Raw genomic sequence first — 18,571 nt, 5'->3', positions numbered from 1 at the left:
TAAAAACAAAGAATGGGCTTTGCTTTTCTGTAAATAAAAAACTCTCCTGTAAACAATACAGGAGAGTCTATCAGTTCTAAAGCAAAATTTAAGGACGGACGTTGATTGTAATATTTCTCGTTGTCACAAAATTACTTCTGGTTACCAATGCAAATTGGAAAGTGAGGGCAGTACCCGCAGTTCCTGCTGGAACCTGAAATTGAAAGGTTTCCTGGTAAGAATCGTCTGTGTTCCAACTTGTAAAAGTCTTTGTTTCAACATTGGTAACCGTCGACCCCTGAACCCTATTCATTCTCAACTCAGTAGCTGGTTCATGTTCAGAATAGATCAATAAGGTAAAGGTAACCGTTTCTCCAACAGCGGGGTTGCTATTAGAAGCCGTTAAAGTTGCAATAGTACCTACTGCTCCTACAACATCATACTCCGGTTCTTGGTCCTCAAGAATGCATGAGGAAAGGAATACCGCAATTAAGGAGATTGCTAGAATATTGATGAAATTTTTCATAAGTCTTTATTCATTAAATTTATTACCTATCCCAGAAAACCCTGTCAAGGTTAGTAACATTTGGAACATTTGCAGAATTATTGACAACTTCCCTATTTGGGTAAATAAACCTTCGCGGGAAGTTACCTTGTGTTGTATTGGAAGGAGCAGGGACCAAAGCCGGAATTCCCGAAGCTGTGTTAGGAGTACCAGATGGTGTAGTCCTTCTCCAATCCGTCCAAGCTTCCGCTTGGAGGAACATATCGATATGCTTTTCTACCATTATTTTTTCCAAACTGATAGTAGCAGCTGTCTCGGCTCCGAACCTATCAATATAGGCTTGGTTGGTTCCTCCTGTGATTCTTTGAAGTGATGCCAAAACTGCTGCATTATGGGCATTGGCAGCTCTTTGGTTCTGACCTAACCTTAAAGCGGCTTCTGCCTCAATAAATTTCAGCTCTGAATAATTAAAAACAGGAGTTGGTGCCTCTCTCCTATTGATATATGGCCCAGGTAATACATTTCCAGATGGTCTTGAAGCTGCGCCATTTGGCACACCAACATAAAGGCCTGCAGTGGTAGGTCTCACAAAGTACACCAAACGTGGATCATCTGTACCAGGTGCCACTCTGTCTCTCAACAAGTCAATGAAACGCTGGCTGATTCCAACGTTATTTTCACCAAAAGTTGTTTGGAAAAATGGAAACCAAGGACCTGCAAATTCCGATCCGAATACGACATTTGGATGGTCAGCATTTGAGTTGAAAGATCCCGCATCAATCGCCGCCAAAGCTGCTGTTGCTGAACCTTGAGGATCAACTTTAGAGAGATGGTTGGAATACCTTGCTTTGAGTGCGTTGGCAAACATAATCCATCTGGGTCTAGAATTTTGTCTCCAAAGGTTTTCATTATTGGCCCTATAGACCAAATCATTGGTACTAGGACTTGTAGTACTGTTGGCATTTAGATCAGCGATACCTTCATCCAATAATTGCTGAACCCTTTGATATATTCCTGCAGCATCATCAAACCTAGGCTGGGAAATCCTATCTAATTGCAATGCTTCTGAATATGGGATATCATTCCATAAATCCACAGAATAAGCAAGAATCGCTGCTTCCATGATTTTGGCTGCACCTGCATAGTGGCTGGCACCTTGTTCTGTAGCTTTGGCTTTGATTGTTTGAATATTATTCAGACAATTGGTGTAAAATCTGTTCCAAGTTGCATCACTCATATCTGCTATGAATGCATAATTATTTACTTGTTGCTGATCACCCAATATACCAGTTAAATATTGCATCAGAATACTGGTAAACTGTGCCGATTCCCCTGCAATACCATATACAAATGCTGCAGTAACCCCTGGATAAATTACCTGAATAGAGGCATCTGTTGCCTGATTAGGATTGGTGTTGATTTCATCAAAACTATCACAGGATACAAAAACCGCCAACAGAAGTATAAATGATATGATTTTATTTTTCATTTCGTTCAAGTTTAGAGGTTAAAAAGAAACGTTTATAGTAGCACCATAACTTCTCATATTCGGAGTTGTAAAGGCATCAAGTCCAACAGGGGCATTGGGGCCATTTAGATTGGTCTCTGGATCAATACCTCCATAATTGGTAAATAGAAGCAAGTTTCGTCCATAGATACCCACAGAAGCTCTGCTCATTCCCATTTTCCTCGAAACGCTCATTGGGATCTGATAAGTCAGGTTGACATCCCGAAGGCGAATCCAGGAACCATCCTGTACCCACCGCTCTGTCAATTCTCTACCAAAAGACATGGCTGGACCAACTCCTTGGAAAGCTGCTTGGTTCAAGGTAACAGGTATGTTGTTCACTTGGCCATGGTTGTCTCCATTTGGGTTCTCGATTACTCCTCTGAAGATGGCTACTTTATTTCTATCCAAGGTATGTTCGGCCACTCCCGAACCATTACCCATCCAGAAAGCTGTTACATTTACTATATCCCCACCTTTACGGATATCCCAAAGGAAAGTCAGATTGAAATTTTTGTAAGTAAAGTTATTCCTCCATCCAATCAGATAATCGGGATTGGGATTACCGATCATCCTTTGAACAGGGTCCATAATTGGAAATCCTTGTGGATTGATGAGAACATCTCCATTGGCATTCCTCAAAAATGCATTTCCGTAAAATACCCCAAACTGCTCACCGGGTATCAATCGGCTTTGGATACGGGCCCCAAAAAGGTTATTGACTATTGGCTCATCATTGGGTAGAGAAATCACAAAATTTCTGTTGCGGGTAAAATTGAATACCATATCCCAGTTGAAATCACCTTTATTTACAACAGTTGCTGTCAATACAGCTTCAATCCCTTTGTTCTGGATTTCACCAGAGTTAATCAATTGAGAAGTAAATCCTGTGGAAGCAGGGATTGGAACAGAAACTATCTGGTCACGGCTGATAGCATTGTAATAGGTCACATCCAGTCCGAACCTGTTTTCATAAAACCTTAAATCGGCACCAATTTCATACGTATTGGTAAATTCTGCTCTAAGGTTATTGTTACCAGCTGAAGGACTCAATAAGACTCCTCCCACTCCATCAATCGGGAATCTTACACCTGGAGCATATCGCGTGCTGGTAGTGGCAATGTTATAGAAAGTCTCTGTGGAATATGCAGGGGGAATATTACCGGCACCGGCATAGGAACCTCTAAGTTTTGCAAAGCTCAAAGCTCGGCTTTCAATTTTGAAAAGATCTGTAACCGCTACACTTAGACCGGCACTACCATAAGTAAATGATCGGTTATTGGCAGGTAAGGTAGAAGCCCATTCATTTCTGACCGAAAGTTCAAGGAAAATCGAATTCAAATATCCAATAGAACCCCTCGAAAATACCGCTTGGGTCATTCTTCGAAAATCAGTCTTTGTGAAAATTGGGTTTTCTTGTGTATTTGCGATATTAGTCAAACCCGGTATTGCAAAATTAGTCCCGTTCATAAACATGCTCATGGTATTGGAAGAGAACATGTTATGACCAACAAGGAAAGATAGGTTGACTTTCTCACTAACATCTTTATTTGCAGTAATGATGAAATCGGAATTAAGGATTTTATCTGTATAAGTATCCTCTACAATCCTTCCTCCCAAAGCACCACTTGCAGAAATAGCTGCCCCTCCGGATGAGGAGGGCGCCCAGACTTGTGTACGGGCATCATAAGTGAAATCAAAACCAAGTCTATGGGTAATATTCAACCATTCCGTTGCCTTGATGTCAGTTTGCAGAAATGAAATAAATCGATTGACATTATCATTGTACGGGTTTTTTTCGACTGTCCAGAAAGGGTTGTCAGGACTGAAGGGAACAGAACCATCTACAGCTCCCCTAAAGTTTCTTTGAACCCCACTGGGATAAACAAAACCAGCGGAATTATCAAATGAAGGAGGGGTCCTATAAAGTCCCTGAATGGCATCTGAGAAGTTATCACCCCTGCCAAATTTTGTACTGGTACTGTTGACATAATTCACGGAACCTCCGATTTTAAAACGCTCGGTCAACTTAGAATCTGCCGATAATTTGATAGAAGTCCTGTTAAAGGTATTATTTGGAATTATACCCTGCTGAAACATATTGCCTGCAGAAAGATAAAAGTTGGATTTATCATTGGAAGAAGATACGGCTACATGGGTATCGTTAGTAAATCCATTCTGAAAAAAAAGGCGTTGATTGTCATAAATAGGAACTCTTGGACCTGCGTTGGGATGGTTCATGTCTACTATAGTTCCCCTAGGATCCTTAATATTTGGGGTAGACTCATCATATCTCAAAGTGGACATTGGAGCTCCATAATGATTGAAAGTTGTACCTCCATTGAAAATACCATTATCTCCCTGACTGTACCTCAATTGTTGTGGGAAATAATTCATGATGCGGTCTGTAGAATTGTTGGTTGAAATATCAACTGTGAAGCCTTTCTGCTTTGAACCCTTTTTGGTGGTAATCAAAACTACTCCTGTAGCACCTTGGATACCATATAGGGATGTGGCTGCAGGCCCTTTCAAAACAGTGATATTTTCGATATCATTTGGATTGATATCAATAGCCCTGTTGGCATAATCAACACCTGCAGAAGTTCCAATGGAAGCCCGGAAAGAGTTGTTTACCGGGATACCATCCACTACAATCAAAGGTTGGTTTTGCCCGGAAATAGATTGAATCCCTCGGATAACTATACTGGAACCGGCACCAGCTGATCCACCTTGCCTTGTTACTTGAACCCCTGCCACTTTAGCATTCAAAGCATCAATGACGTTTTGTTCACGGGATGCCAGGATTTCATCTCCACGAACTTCCTGTGCAGCAAATGAAATCTTTTTCTTTTCTTGAGTCAGGCCAAAAGCAGTGACCACAACTTCTGAAAGTTGTTCCGTATCAGTGACCATGTTAACATTGACAACAGATCTTCCATTGACAGGGATAACCTGCTGCTTAAATCCTATAAATGAAAAAGTCAGAACTGAATTTTCACTTGGAACATTGATAGTATAATTACCATCAACATCCGTGACAGAACCTATTGTAGTATTCTGTACCAAAATAGTAACCCCTGGAAGCGGTTGCCCGTCTTCCTGAGACACAACCTTACCCCTCACCTGAGTTTGGGCATGACTTCTTAAAACCAGACCCAAAAGCAAAAAGAGGAGAATAGGAACAGTAAATTTTTGATTCATAAATGATTGTTTTTGTTTGAAGAAAATGAAAGAATCGAACCAAACCGAATGAGGAACATTCAGACCAACTGCAATCAAAATATTTCCTGAAAAAATTAAACTTTAAACCAGTATTTTAAGTCATTTTCAGGATTTGGTTTAATTTAAACAGGAAAAATTTAAAATTCAAAGTATAAAGTAATCCATTGTAAAACAAGAACCTTCTTTAAAAACATTTTTAACCAGATCAAATAAAAAATATCTAAATTCAAATTCTCTTCACTATAGATCAATCAAAAATTTGAATTTCAGCATTTTATTTCATCAATCGCTTCATAAAAATGTGTCCAACTCCAACCAAGATTATCTGAAAAAATTACATAATTGGCAGAAGGAAATCGGTGTTGCAAGAAGGTAAAAATATAGGCTAAATCAACAGCGTAAAAAATACTGAAAAATTTCGGTATCAAATTTTAGTAGATCCAATAAAGAAAGAGGCTGTCTCATATGTGAAACAGCCTCTTGCATTCTTGATTCCGGGCTAATTAATCAACTTTAAGCTCTTCGATGCTAACAATTTCTTTGGCAGGTTCCAAAGTGATTTCTTTGACATTTTCCTGTTCCAATTTACCATGACGGTGAGCATCTCCCTCTGAAATATGTGGAGCGATGATCAAGGCCACTATAGAAGTCAATTTGATCAAAATATTCATAGATGGACCTGAAGTATCCTTGAAAGGATCACCTACAGTATCTCCTGTTACTGAAGCTTTATGTGCATCTGAACCTTTGTACTCCATTTTACCATTGATCTCTACACCTTTCTCAAATGATTTTTTAGCATTGTCCCAAGCGCCACCTGCATTGTTTTGGAAAATTCCCATCAATACACCAGACACAGTAATACCCGCTAACAACCCACCTAATACTTCAGGACCAAAAGCAAATCCAACAATCATCGGAGCTAACAATGCAATCGCACCTGGAGCTACCATCTCGCGGATAGATGCCTTGGTTGAAATCTCAACACACTTCTCATACTCGGGCTTTGCTTTATATTCCATTATACCTGGAATTTCTCTGAATTGTCTCCTAACTTCATTGACCATATCCATCGCAGCACGTCCAACAGCAGCGATGGCCAAAGAAGAGAAAATAAATGGAATCATAGCGCCAACAAAAAGACCTGCAAGGACATCAGCCTTGTAAATATCTATGGAATTAATACCGGCAATCCCCACATATGCAGCAAACAAGGCCAAAGCGGTCAATGCAGCTGAAGCAATGGCAAAACCTTTCCCTGTGGCAGCTGTCGTATTACCTACTGCATCCAAGATATCGGTTCTTTCTCTCACTTCTTTAGGCAATCCTGACATTTCAGCAATACCACCTGCATTATCAGCTATAGGACCGAAAGCATCAATCGCTAATTGCATTGCAGTGGTTGCCATCATACCGGCAGCTGCAATGGCCACACCATAAAGGCCAGCAACAAGGAAGGAACTGTAGATACCAGCAGCTAAGACTATGATAGGTGCTACAGTAGATTCCATTCCTACTGAAAGCCCACCGATAATATTAGTGGCATGTCCAGTTGAAGATTGCTTGATGATGGAGTTCACAGGTTTTTTACCCATAGAAGTGTAATACTCCGTAATCATACTCATTAAGGCACCTACGATCAAACCAATAACTACTGCTCCAAAAACACCCATTTTGGTAAATGCAATTGAACCACCTCTAGAAAGTACCAAGTCACCTTCAGGCAACATATACATAATCAGCGGATAGGATGCTGCTACTGTCAACAATATTGAAATCCAGTTACCTCTATTCAAGGCTGCCTGAACACTGGAAGAATCATTTGCAATTTTCACAAAGAAGGTCCCAACAATAGAGAACATCAAGCCTAAGCCAGCAATCACCAAAGGTAATAGCACTGGGGCAATTCCACCGAAATTGTCAGCTGAAACTATTTCTCTACCCAATACCATGGAGGCTAGAATTGTGGCTACATAAGATCCGAAAAGGTCTGCACCCATACCTGCCACGTCACCTACGTTATCCCCCACATTATCGGCAATGGTAGCTGGGTTCCTTACATCATCTTCTGGAATACCTGCCTCTACTTTTCCTACAAGATCAGCACCAACGTCAGCGGCTTTAGTATAAATACCTCCTCCTACACGGGCAAACAAAGCAATAGACTCGGCTCCCAATGAAAACCCTGCCAATACTTCAAGAGCTGTTTCCATGGCTGCCCCATTTACATCTCCTCCGGTAGAAACGACAAACATGTTATAGAATACAATGAACAAGGAGCCCATACCTAATACGGCAAGGCCCGCTACACCAAGTCCCATTACAGTTCCACCTGTAAAGGAAACATTCAATGCATTTTTCAGGCTAGTCTTTGCAGCTTGGGTAGTTCTGACATTGGCCTTTGTAGCAATGTTCATCCCCAAATAACCGGCAAACGCAGATAGGACAGCGCCAATTACAAATGAAATGGCAATGATCGGACTGGAATTTTCAACCAAAGTCCCAGACCAACCTAGGATAATTGAGGCTATGACAACAAAATAGAATAGGATTTTCCACTCAGCTTTTAAGAAAGCCATGGCACCTTTGGCCACATACCCGGCCAATTCCATCATGTTCTCGTCTCCTGTTTCCTGCTTAGTCACCCAAGCAGATTTGATAGCCATCACAATAAGGCCAATAATCCCCAATAAGGGCACCAAATAAATAAACATTTGTTCCATAAAACTTATTTTGCGTTTACTGTCAAATTTTCGATCCGACAAAGATATTATTATTCAAATATCTAGCAATCAAAAGAGATAAATCTCATACTTTTTTGTTCACAGAACTTTATTTTGTCAGAACAGCCTCCTTAATGAAGTGTAATGTAAAATCATTTTAAAGGTAATAATGAATGAATTTTATTTGCATTTGATAAATTGCTGAATTGATTTATTAGCCCATGACCCTAACCTTATTAGTTTTATTGTTTTTCTACATGCTTAGTCCAGCCTTAATTTTATGGCTGTGCAGAAAATTTCCTTTTTTGGAGAAACTTGGACCTGTTATCATTGCCTATATTTTCGGACTGATTTTGGGCAATTCTAACCTTCTGCCCCAGATGGGCAGCTTCCTTAATGAATTTATCCTTATTAATCCTAAGGCAAGTCAGGAAGAAATCGAAGGACTTTTCTTTAATGGTCAAATAACTGAAAATAACCTATTGGCTTTTAAAATCTATGGTTTGAAAGATGCCCTGCTGAGTGTCTCTGTATTGTTGGCCATCCCTCTTATGCTCTTCTCTTCCAATATCCAACAATGGAAAAGCCTTGCCGGCAAAACCTTGGCATCACTATTCATTGGACTTTTCTCTGTGATCAGCATGATTTGCCTGGGATATTTTTTATTCCGTCAAAGTGAAATTCCTGATTTCTGGAAAATAGCAGGCCTTTTGGTCGGAGTTTATACCGGTGGGACTCCCAATTTGGCTTCTCTAAAGATGATGCTGGATGTGGATCCAGGTACATATATTCTCACCCATACATATGATCTGGTCATTGGGGTCTTTTATTTAAGCTTTCTAGTGACTTTTGGAAAAAATCTTTTTGGCAAATTCCTACCTCAATTCCCCAAAAATCCTTCCCAAATAGGTGAAATACCTGATAGAAACATGAGCACATTTAAGTCAGGAAATAAAGCCAAGCACATCTTACTTGGTATAGGCTATGCTTTACTCATAGTAGTCTTAGGTGCGGGCTTGGGGTTATCTGTTCCTGAAAGCATGTTGATGGTAGTTACTATCTTAACCATAACGACTCTGGCCATTCTTGCCTCTACCGTAAATGCAATAAATAAAATACCACTTACTTTTGAAACAGGGATGTACTTTATATTGATTTTTAGTGTAGTAGTAGCTTCAATGGCGGATATACGGGCCTTAACTGAGTTCAATCCTGAATTGCTTGGCTATATTTCATTAGCTGTCTTTGGTTCACTGTCCTTGCATTTATTATTGAGTAGGATATTTAAAATTGATGCAGATACCACCATGATCACCTCGGTTTCTTTTATCTGCTCTCCTCCATTTGTCCCAGTAATTGCAGGTGCTTTGGGCAATAAAAACATCATTATATCAGGAATAACAATTGGCATTGTAGGTTATGCTATAGGCAATTATCTTGGATTTTTCATGGCCAATTTTTTGAAGATGTTTTAAACTGACAATTTGTTCACTTAGGAATGTTGATTAAATAAAGGAAATCCAGAATTTGAATTCTAATGCCGGCTTTAAAGATTTGATCTAATAAAATGTAAGATGATAAAAGTAATTTTTTTCATCGAGTAATATTCAGATCTTAAATTTTTGAAAAACAATCCCTTGAAAAACCTCTCTCTGGATTGAGCAAACAAGTCTTTAGAATTGTTAATACCCTTATTTTTACCGTGTTTTTTCATATAGCTAGGATGCCGGTTCAATTATTTTGGAAATGGACAAAAATGCAGGCAGAAACAACGACCATTGCTATGGAACTGGAAATTGTCAACCCAAGATTTTCCCGGACCTTAGGCATTAAAAGCTAGTCCAAAGGAAGATATTTTGCTATGATTAAAATCACTTCTCCTGAAAACAGAAAGGGACAAAGGAACTTCATTTTTGAAAAGACAAAAGGAAATCTGGAACTGGCTACCCAATTTTTAAGGACCATTTAATTGCCTCTTTCAATGATGTCCCAATCCTGGATGGGTTCAGATTTTTCCAATGATAATCTTGTGAAGGAAAGTTCATTGGTGGAAGATTATAACCATAGCCTTTCACGAACGGAAAACAGGGAAATTATGATTATTATGTCATCCACTGGTCATTTCTTTTGGCATTTTCGGAACTGTCTTTAGTAAGACTTTGGAGCGGTGATCGATCTGAGATGGTAAAGGTAAATGGGATTGAGCCATTTTCACTCTTTTCACTTTCACATACAGTATCTATTTTTAAGAGATTATGCTTTTAATTTCCTTGATCAGATTTTCCCCAATAACATTAATTTTGTTGTTGAATAATTGAACAATCCGCAGGAAGAAGGAAGGAACAAAATAATTTCTTCTAGTCAACCTTTAATGGCAGATAATTGATCATTCTATATTTTCAAAGGCGGGATATCCACTCTCACCGATTTTAGATATTGGTTTGGCTGGTTTTTATTTTCCCAGCGGAAATGCCGTTTTATAAGTCCAAGTTTCACAGGGAATTTGGTAGAAAACCAGGATATTTTACTCTTAGGACAGTTTTTCCCCGGAGGAAAAGTCCATCATTTCCGAGGCTGGAAGTTTGATAGCAATGGCTTTAAAATGGAGTTTTTGAATGGTTATGCCATGCTAGTCATTAATTTGTTGAAACTCCAATGAAATTGTGGTATTATTACAATTGAAAATTTGTCTATCAATCTAAAATTTATAGAAAAAATCACAAAAAATTAGATAGTTGTGATAAAATTAAAACTTAACCTTTGCACAATTTAATTATTGCGATTTCGGGCAGAAGGTTAATCTCTTTATTTGAAATTTCAAAAGTACAATGAAAAAAATCCTTACCCTTTTAGGTCTTTTTTTATCCATAAATTATTCCACTTATGCCCAAAGATCAATGGCCAGAGCAGATAAAATTGGAATAGGTGTTGGACCTTCCTTTTTATATGGTGACAATACAGGTGTAATGAGTGATTTTAAATTTAAAATATTACCTGCTGCAAGTCTTGACTTTACAAAATATTTGGGGCCCTATTGGGATTTCCGGGGAACTTTAGGCTGGCAAATGATTGGAAGTGGTGATTTTTATAATGAAAGGGCCAAAAGAAGAATATCAGAAGCAGGATATCCATTTGCTTTTAATGGAAGTTTGATTTTTGCTGATGCAATGCCTACATTTATTTTTAACCCAGACAGGAGAGGTTTTCTTCCTTCCTTAATCAAAGTATATGCTGGAGCTGGTTTGGGAGTTTTTCATTCTATTAGAAAAGACGAAACTAGAATTTATTCAGAAGATAGTTATACAACGGTGATTTCTAATGCAAGCAACACAGGGGTCTATTTTCCTTTGAGAGCCGGGGCATTTATTGAAGTTCCAAACATGAATGGTGAGATCGGTCTTGAAAGTGCCATGCTTATCAGCCCTTTTGCGAATATGGAAGGAAACAGTAGGCAGCAAAAAAGAGTGAAATCAGACATTGCGGTCCAGTTGCAATTATTCTACAGGCTATATTTGTGGTAACCAACCCATAAATTATTCGTTTTCCTTGAACTGATAAAAATATTCCCTGTCAAAAATCCTCCCATATATCCAAACTGGAATTTTGTCATAATAAGGAAAAAAGTCTCCCAAAACCTCATGTTGAGTAGCATGGGCCGAAATCATATTCAATAAGTCAGGAAAATATTGTGTCGTCCTTACAGCAAAATCAGGAACCGGCAGACCAGGCCCTTCTTTAGGATAGTTTCTTTGAAATCCTGAGGATAACTTCATTGCTATCTCAATCTGTTTTTTGCAAAGTGTGACCTGAAAATATTGTTTAACAGGAAAAGCATGGCTTCCTTTCCTTTCTAAATAAATTTCTTCCATGGCTTTAGAAACAACCCTATGATCTTTATGACCATATAGACCTATCCTGCTGTCATAAGTGATCAAATAATCCGGCTGATATTTTTCAATCATATGGATAGCCAATTCTTTAATCTCCCGAAATTCTACCTGATCCAGTTTTGAATCAGGAAAATCAAAAATCTCCAATGCCTCAGCACCAATAATTCCTGCCACCCTTCTAAGTTCTTCTGCACGTACTTGAGCTAATTGGTTTCTTTCTACCATCCCCCCTGTAGGGCCAGCCTCTCCCTTAGTGAGACAAACCAGTACTACCTTATGACCAGCTTTGCTTGCATCCAGCAAAGTACCTCCTATCGCTATTTCATCATCTGGATGGGCAAAAAATGTCATGATGGTTTTAGAAGATGAGGAATCAATCAATCCTGATCTCACCGGAATACTCGAATCCTGAATCATAAACCTTGCAAACAGCATAAAAAAAGCAGTAAGTACCATAATTACAAGGATACTTACTGCCAATATAAGACCGATATGTTTCATTAAAAGTCTTCTTTGAGGGTAGCCAAATAAGCCACTAAGTCCCTGATCTCACGTCGACTTAACACTGCCTTCATATCAGGCATGCTCGAAGGAGCATTTTTTCTTTCTGTCACGTCCGATTTCCGTATCAAGGTATCAGGTTGATTGCCTCTGGAAACCAACATCGTCTGACTATTTTCCTCCACTAGAATTCCAATGACCCTTTTATCTCCTTTCAAGTCTAATGTCACCATACCATATCCAGGAGCAATCCGCTTGCTGGGATCTATCAAAGATTCCAAAAGTTGTTGCCTACTTAATTTCCTGCCTATTCCATTCATAGTTGGCCCAACATTACCGCCCATGTCATCATATGCATGACAACGCATACATTGACCAGTCTGGGACTGGAAGAAGATCCTCCGGCCACTGATCACATCTCCACCATTAAGACTACTTTGGTAAGATGCCAAAACATCTCCTTTCCATAATTTCTCAGATGCCTCCTTATATTTTTGGGAGATGGAAGGAGCAGCATTTTTTTCTACAGCTTCTATCAGTTCCAATAAAACATCCTGATCCAATTTACCTGATCCCATTTGGTCCAATAAGAGCTCAAAAGTAGGACCAGAAAACTCGGCTGGAATTTTTCCCAATGCCAAAATTGCAGCCTGCTTTTCCTCAGTAGTTCTTCTAACAATTATATCTGATAAAAGATTGACCTTAAGCGACTTATCGATATCCAATTGATCCAAAAGTTTCAATCCGGAAACCCTTACTGACTTATCTGCATCTGCAATGGATTTTTCGATGGCTTCAGGGGTCTTTTCAGACTGCATTTTGGCCAAGGCTTGTAAAGCCGCCGTTTTTACAGAAGGGGACCTGTCATTGGCTACCATTGTCAAAAGATTTTTTTCTGCCGGCATAATCGCCAACCTTCCAATAGCATTGACAGAACTCAACCTAAGACCCTCCTGGCTATCTGCCAATAATTGTATCAGGGCATCTTTGGCAGCAGTCTTTACTAATGCCCCGTCTCTTTTCACTTCACCTCTGTACCTTCCATCAACCCTATCCAATACAGATGGCTTGGTCCAAGTGCCCAAAGCATCAATTGCTTCCTGTCTTAGCACCACAGGAGCTTCTGGCTTTAGCATATAGGCAATTAGATTTTGCATAGCCTGTTCTGTTCCTACCCTGAGGTTGGCATTGATTGCTCTACGGATCAAAGGCTCATTACTGAACTTGGTTTTGACCAACAAATTCCCTAGTTCAGGTAGGGCTTCTTCGATTGAGAAATCATCATTGATGGCTCTGGCAACTTCTGTAAGGATATATTCATCATTATCTCTCAAAAACTCTTTGATACCGGGATGCTCCATTCTTCTTAAAGCCAACACAGCACCAAGGCGTACAGCTTTGCTATAGTGATTTGCCAACTCAATCAATTGCTCTGGTTCATCCAAGCTGGCCATAGCATAAGAAGCAGCATGTCTAATGTAAGCGTCTTGATTTTCATTCCTTTCTAAAAGTGCTACCAATGCAGGAAATCCCGGCTTATATCCTACCCTTCCTATCGCTTCCGCCGCAAAGAATGTAGCCCTTGGATAATCATCAACCAACAGTGCCAACAAATACTCCCCCGCTTCCTTAAATCTAATGTCTCCTAACCATTTGGCAGCTTGGGCTCTAATTTCCGGATCAGCATCTTTAAGCAAAGGAATGAGGGTTTTGGCATGCTTCATATCCTTCATTCGAGCCACTTGACTCATGCCTACTATGGCATTGATCCGAGCCAATTGGTTACCTTTTTGATTCATAACCTTTGCAAAAACAGCAGCACCTTTATCTCCCCTCTTGGCAAGTTCAAATTGGGCTTTTCTTCTGATTCTCTGGTCTTCATAAAATAAATGGTCTTCTAATTCAACATCCGTCATTTTGCTATAGTCCATTGTAATCAGACGCTGGGTCTCTTTCCTTGCTTCCCAATTCTTACCTTCTTCATCTTCGATCTTCCATATCCTTCCATAATTTTTATTCCCCCATCCATTGATCCAATCAGCAGCATAAAGTGCACCATCAGGACCAAATGCAATTCCGGTGGGCAACATGCCGCTTTGGATCATTTCTGTCTCTGCCAGCTCAAATGTGGCTCCCTTAGGTTTTAATTTGAAAGCATGAATTCCAGATCTTGCGGGGTTTCCCACAAATTCCACAACAAAAAAGCTGTTTTTCCACCTTGGACCCAATGCAGTTCCAGGATTGTACAACATACCTGTTGGTCCATTCACGTAATTGATGATACAGGGAGTGATATAAGCAGCCTGTCCTTCATGACGGGGAATATAGAGTTTTTCATCCATCCAGACTTTATAGGAATTGTTGTCAGGATCTCTGTACTTTCCAAACTGCCAGTTGATCCTCCAGCCAGTGTCAGAACCATTTACCAAATAAACCAAACGCTCACTCTCTCCCCTATGATCCCCATCATTATCTACCGATATCAGGTTATTGTAATCATCAAACACAAATTCATGGGTATTCCTGACCCCCATGGCAAAAACTTCAAAATCTGAACCATCTGGATTAGCCCTCACCACTACACCCCTGTTGGGATATTTCCATTGCTTGCCTGTTTTATCCACCCCATTGAAACCTATGTCCCCAATAGCCCAGTAAATCCTGCCATCCGGTCCAACTGTAGCACCGGACATGCCATGGGCACCAAAACCGATGTGTATACCATATCCATGGGAAAGGGACTCCTTTTCATCCATGATACCATCTCCGTTTTTGTCTTTCAATTTCCAAAAATCCGGGCCAACACCTACATATAAGTTATCCTCGAACTTTAAAACTGCAGCTGCAATATCCGTTACTTCTTCATGGAAGTCTTCAACCATTTTTTGTGACCAATCTGCAAGTCCGTCTCCATTGGTATCTTTTACTCTATATACACTCTCTTTGATTTCCAACATGTCTCTCCAATCATGGGAACCGTCATTGTTGTAATCCTTGAGCCATTTATTGACTTCACTTCTTTCAGGTGAAAGTTCTTTTCTTAAAAATGCCCTCTTTTCTTCTATCGATTGCAGTGATATGGATTCTATTTCCCAATCCTGATGCCCACGGATATCGAATTCCACTTTCCCCAACCTACCTGAACTGGTATAATAAAGCGTTCCGAATTCGTCCATATCAATCGAAATAGGATCTACAATAAGTGAATCTACTGCCCATATGGACATGCTAAGACCTTCCTTTAGGGTTGGACTAGATACAGACTCAAGTTCTTCTGCCATCCTCCTGACTTCCTCATGATCCATTTGCTTTATCATTAAATCAACAGGTTCCGAAGGGGAATTTTTACATGACCAAAAAATAAAGATACACAGTCCGGCCATCATACTGAATGGAAGGAATCTTACAATAGTTTTCATAGGTTAATTTCAGGTTTTTGGATTGAAATTGAAATATATATAAAAAACAGAAAAATTTCTTTTCAACTATTCTTGAATTCAAGCAAACTTTTTAACTGGTTGATTGAGGTGATGAATAAAACTTATTGACAAGAATAATTGTCAACCCTTGGTTAAAAGAACTAAAGACCAATTTGAAATCAAATCTCTCTCCAATTAAAAACATACATACCTTCCTGGTAATCTTTGCCCAATATGATTGCACTTCTTTATATTCCTACAATTTGGTACATGGTACATGTTCTTGGTGCAATTCCCCCTCCCCTTAATCCTTCTATCAAAGGCTAGTTGGGGAAGTCTATCTTTCTTCCTAATTTCCCATCAGTAAACAAGCCGTCACATGTCCTATCTTGATCAAATTACTTCCCCAACCCTGCTATTAGACGAAAGAATCTGTCGAATCAACCTTCAGAAAATGGCAGAAAAAGCCAAAAGACATGGGTTGAATCTGGTGCCCCATTTCAAAACTGCGCAATCACATATTGTTGGTGAATGGGCAAAGGAATATGGTATCAAAGAGATCACCGTCTCGTCCATCAAAATGGCAGAGTACTTCTGTGGACAGGGCTGGGAAAATATACATATTGCCTTTCCCTTTAATCCTTTGGAAACAAAAAAGCTGAATGACTTGGCAAAAAACCAGTCCATCTCGGTACAATTGATCAATGAAGAAGTGACCAAAAAACTAGCGGCAGAATTGGAATTCCCGGTAGGGTTCTTTATTGAAATAGATGCAGGATATGGAAGGACGGGTGTAGAAGTCAGTGATTTTGGAATGATCGAGTCAATTATGAGGGCAGCAAAAGTCTCTGGAAAACTGAAATTCAAAGGCTTTTATCTCCATGCCGGGCATACCTACTATGAACCTGACAAAAACGCCGTTTATGAACAAACCAGAGCGGCACTTTCAATGCTTAAAAATAAATACATTACAGAATACCCTCAACTTATTACCAGAACTGGTGATACTCCAGGCTGTTCAGTGATGGAAGATTTCGGGGACATTGATGAAATTGGGCCTGGCAATTTTGTGTTTTTTGATATGATGCAGGTCAATTTGGGAAGCTGCAAAATGGATGATATTGCTGTAGCTCTAGCAGTACCGGTAGTAGATATCAAAAAAGACAAAAAAGAGATTTTGGTACATGGAGGAGGTGTCCACTTGTCAAAGGATGTACTTACTGAGCTGGATGGAAGCAAGAATTTTGGGGAGGTGGTTTATCTGAAAGAAAACGGATGGGAAATTCCTTTGCAACGATCCTACCTCAAAAGCATTTCCCAAGAACACGGGATTATCAAAGCTTCTGATGATCTGCTCTCCAAAGTCAAAATTGGGGATATTTTAGGTATTCTTCCAATTCATAGCTGCATGACTGCAGATTGCATGGGAAGCTATTTGGGGATTAATGGTCAACAAATTGATCATGCAGAAGGCGATTAACCAATTAAGGTTTTTTCCTCTCTAATTTATAAAATAGACTATGGCTAATTTAAAAATGACCTCATTTCTACCGATAGGTTGGTAAATTATCTCTGGGTTTATCCCTAACTCCTCTCTTAACTTAAGCATACCTCCTGCACCCAAGTTAATAGAATTATGTCTTCTAATCCCTTCTGGATTAAATTCAAAAACCCTTGTGTAATGTCCTAGTCCCACAGTTCCGTACCATTGCCTGTTCTTCTCAGTGAGATAATACCTGGCATTGATATCAACGCCACGGGCATTTCCTGAAGCAGGTGTATAAAATGTAAAGCCAGGAACAATAGAAAAATAGTTCAAAGGGAAGTATTCACCATAAAAATTCAAGCCAAAAAAGCCTGTACCTGAGGTCATTTCATAGCCGTGAATTGCTCTCCACTGGCCTTTATATTGAGCAAATGCCAGATTTGACAAAATCATGAATGCTAAGAAGGCAAATGTTTTTTTCATTTTCACTTATAAAACAGTTGATTAAAATGCAAAATCCCTTGTCAATGGTCTTCTCCTGTCCCTGAAGTCAATGGTGTACATGACATTCAATCTAATGATATGACGGTTTCGGAAAGTCCCAGGAGTATTAGTGGGACCGTACGTCCACATATGGCCACCAAAAAACATATAATTGTTGTAGGTATAACCAATTGCAGTATAAACCCTGTTTTCTTCAAAAATATTCCAGGTTTCCCTGTTTGTCTGAAAGAAAAATTCATTTGAAGGTGCAATAAAGAACGTTTTATTCTCCATTTTAGGTTTGTTGATCGGTACATAAGCTGTTATCTTATATCGCCACCGGTCTTTATACTCATATTCAGCACCTACTTCGTTGTCTCGTTGGTATCGGTGTTCGAAACGGAACTGATGCAAAACCTTAACAGAGCCTACACTTTGGGTCAATAGCCACTGATGCCAAAATCTGGTATCAAGTACCGAATCCACATAGCGGGGATTCCCTCTTTCAGGTGAAAATTGCCAAACAATGGTTGGGCCAAATGTCACTTCAAAATTATCTGTGAACAGATAAGTAAACCCAAACCTATTATAGAGTTGGCTCATTCGGCCAATAAAATCCGATCTGTTATCTATACTATTTCTTCTTCTATAATGGTTTTCCTGATACCACCACCACTTTTCGGTAAGTCTCAATTTCAAATATAGTCCATTCCAGTTTTCTGTTGTTGCCGGTAAATTAATTTTCCCATCTGGAACTACCTGACCTTGGGACAATGCTTGATTTGAAAAGGATAAGAAGAATACTAATATTCCTAGCAATCTAGTTTTTATAAATATCTCTGCCATTCAAAACCTG

At 39.4% G+C, this 18,571-nt stretch carries 12 protein-coding genes; 4 read left to right on the top strand and 8 right to left on the bottom strand.

All coding sequences use genetic code 11. From position 1 onward, the window contains the following. Positions 1 to 88: 88 nt before the first annotated feature. From CLV48_RS00870 to CLV48_RS00855, 4 genes are all read right to left on the bottom strand, one after another. The gene (locus CLV48_RS00870; RefSeq protein WP_106565359.1) at positions 89 to 505 is read right to left on the bottom strand and encodes a hypothetical protein; all 417 of its coding nucleotides are present in this window, start codon (positions 503 to 505) and stop codon (positions 89 to 91) included. Between the two features lie 22 nt (positions 506 to 527). Further along, positions 528 to 1,973 (bottom strand): SusD/RagB family nutrient-binding outer membrane lipoprotein, encoded by a 1,446-nt coding sequence (locus CLV48_RS00865; protein WP_106565358.1) that lies wholly within the window; start codon positions 1,971 to 1,973, stop codon positions 528 to 530. Positions 1,974 to 1,991: 18 nt separating this feature from the next. Next, complete coding sequence (locus tag CLV48_RS00860; protein WP_106565357.1) at positions 1,992 to 5,192, bottom strand: SusC/RagA family TonB-linked outer membrane protein; 3,201 nt, start codon at positions 5,190 to 5,192, stop codon at positions 1,992 to 1,994. Positions 5,193 to 5,716: 524 nt separating this feature from the next. After that, positions 5,717 to 7,936, bottom strand: a complete 2,220-nt coding sequence (locus CLV48_RS00855; RefSeq protein ID WP_106565356.1) for a sodium-translocating pyrophosphatase — start codon at positions 7,934 to 7,936, stop codon at positions 5,717 to 5,719. A 305-nt stretch (positions 7,937 to 8,241) separates the two neighbouring features. Here CLV48_RS00855 and CLV48_RS00850 point away from each other — a divergent pair, with 305 nt between their 5' ends. The 3 genes from CLV48_RS00850 (at position 8,242) to CLV48_RS00845 (ending at position 11,457) form a co-directional block, all read left to right on the top strand. After that, a complete protein-coding gene (locus CLV48_RS00850) occupies positions 8,242 to 9,411 on the top strand; it encodes a DUF819 family protein (protein ID WP_245889441.1) in 1,170 nt (389 codons plus the stop codon). Positions 9,412 to 9,917: 506 nt separating this feature from the next. Continuing rightward, the gene (locus tag CLV48_RS20880; protein ID WP_425430707.1) at positions 9,918 to 10,088 is read left to right on the top strand and encodes an outer membrane lipoprotein-sorting protein; all 171 of its coding nucleotides are present in this window, start codon (positions 9,918 to 9,920) and stop codon (positions 10,086 to 10,088) included. A 676-nt stretch (positions 10,089 to 10,764) separates the two neighbouring features. Further along, the gene (locus CLV48_RS00845; RefSeq protein WP_106565354.1) at positions 10,765 to 11,457 is read left to right on the top strand and encodes a hypothetical protein; all 693 of its coding nucleotides are present in this window, start codon (positions 10,765 to 10,767) and stop codon (positions 11,455 to 11,457) included. Positions 11,458 to 11,469: 12 nt separating this feature from the next. Here CLV48_RS00845 and CLV48_RS00840 read toward each other — a convergent pair whose 3' ends face one another. After that, on the bottom strand, positions 11,470 to 12,327 hold the full coding sequence (locus CLV48_RS00840) for a PIG-L deacetylase family protein (RefSeq protein WP_106565353.1): 858 nt from the start codon (positions 12,325 to 12,327) through the stop codon (positions 11,470 to 11,472). Continuing rightward, positions 12,327 to 15,746, bottom strand: coding sequence for a DUF7133 domain-containing protein (locus CLV48_RS00835; protein ID WP_106565352.1), 3,420 nt, complete (start codon positions 15,744 to 15,746; stop codon positions 12,327 to 12,329). The genes CLV48_RS00840 and CLV48_RS00835 overlap by 1 nt, the downstream gene beginning before the upstream one ends. A 379-nt stretch (positions 15,747 to 16,125) precedes the next feature. Here CLV48_RS00835 and CLV48_RS00830 point away from each other — a divergent pair, with 379 nt between their 5' ends. Continuing rightward, a complete protein-coding gene (locus CLV48_RS00830; RefSeq protein ID WP_106565351.1) occupies positions 16,126 to 17,226 on the top strand; it encodes an alanine racemase in 1,101 nt (366 codons plus the stop codon). A 21-nt stretch (positions 17,227 to 17,247) separates the two neighbouring features. Here CLV48_RS00830 and CLV48_RS00825 read toward each other — a convergent pair whose 3' ends face one another. Then, the gene (locus CLV48_RS00825) at positions 17,248 to 17,715 is read right to left on the bottom strand and encodes a hypothetical protein (RefSeq protein WP_106565350.1); all 468 of its coding nucleotides are present in this window, start codon (positions 17,713 to 17,715) and stop codon (positions 17,248 to 17,250) included. A gap of 21 nt (positions 17,716 to 17,736) precedes the next feature. Next, complete coding sequence (locus CLV48_RS00820; RefSeq protein ID WP_106565349.1) at positions 17,737 to 18,561, bottom strand: DUF2490 domain-containing protein; 825 nt, start codon at positions 18,559 to 18,561, stop codon at positions 17,737 to 17,739. Between the last annotated feature and the right edge of the window lie 10 nt (positions 18,562 to 18,571).

The sequence above is a fragment of the Cecembia rubra genome (assembly GCF_003014575.1).
Taxonomy (GTDB): domain Bacteria; phylum Bacteroidota; class Bacteroidia; order Cytophagales; family Cyclobacteriaceae; genus Cecembia_A; species Cecembia_A rubra.
This window is presented reverse-complemented; position numbering and strand designations above follow the sequence as displayed.

What these genes read in the sequence shown, in the direction of transcription:
- CLV48_RS00870 (WP_106565359.1), bottom strand. Translation starts at nt 505, where the DNA reads ATGAAAAATTTCATCAATATTCTAGCAATCTCCTTAATTGCGGTATTC.
- CLV48_RS00865 (WP_106565358.1), bottom strand. Translation starts at nt 1,973, where the DNA reads ATGAAAAATAAAATCATATCATTTATACTTCTGTTGGCGGTTTTTGTA.
- CLV48_RS00860 (WP_106565357.1), bottom strand. Translation starts at nt 5,192, where the DNA reads ATGAATCAAAAATTTACTGTTCCTATTCTCCTCTTTTTGCTTTTGGGT.
- CLV48_RS00855 (WP_106565356.1), bottom strand. Translation starts at nt 7,936, where the DNA reads ATGGAACAAATGTTTATTTATTTGGTGCCCTTATTGGGGATTATTGGC.
- CLV48_RS20880 (WP_425430707.1), top strand. Translation starts at nt 9,918, where the DNA reads ATGATGTCCCAATCCTGGATGGGTTCAGATTTTTCCAATGATAATCTT.
- CLV48_RS00845 (WP_106565354.1), top strand. Translation starts at nt 10,765, where the DNA reads ATGAAAAAAATCCTTACCCTTTTAGGTCTTTTTTTATCCATAAATTAT.
- CLV48_RS00840 (WP_106565353.1), bottom strand. Translation starts at nt 12,327, where the DNA reads ATGAAACATATCGGTCTTATATTGGCAGTAAGTATCCTTGTAATTATG.
- CLV48_RS00835 (WP_106565352.1), bottom strand. Translation starts at nt 15,746, where the DNA reads ATGAAAACTATTGTAAGATTCCTTCCATTCAGTATGATGGCCGGACTG.
- CLV48_RS00830 (WP_106565351.1), top strand. Translation starts at nt 16,126, where the DNA reads ATGTCCTATCTTGATCAAATTACTTCCCCAACCCTGCTATTAGACGAA.
- CLV48_RS00825 (WP_106565350.1), bottom strand. Translation starts at nt 17,715, where the DNA reads ATGAAAAAAACATTTGCCTTCTTAGCATTCATGATTTTGTCAAATCTG.
- CLV48_RS00820 (WP_106565349.1), bottom strand. Translation starts at nt 18,561, where the DNA reads ATGGCAGAGATATTTATAAAAACTAGATTGCTAGGAATATTAGTATTC.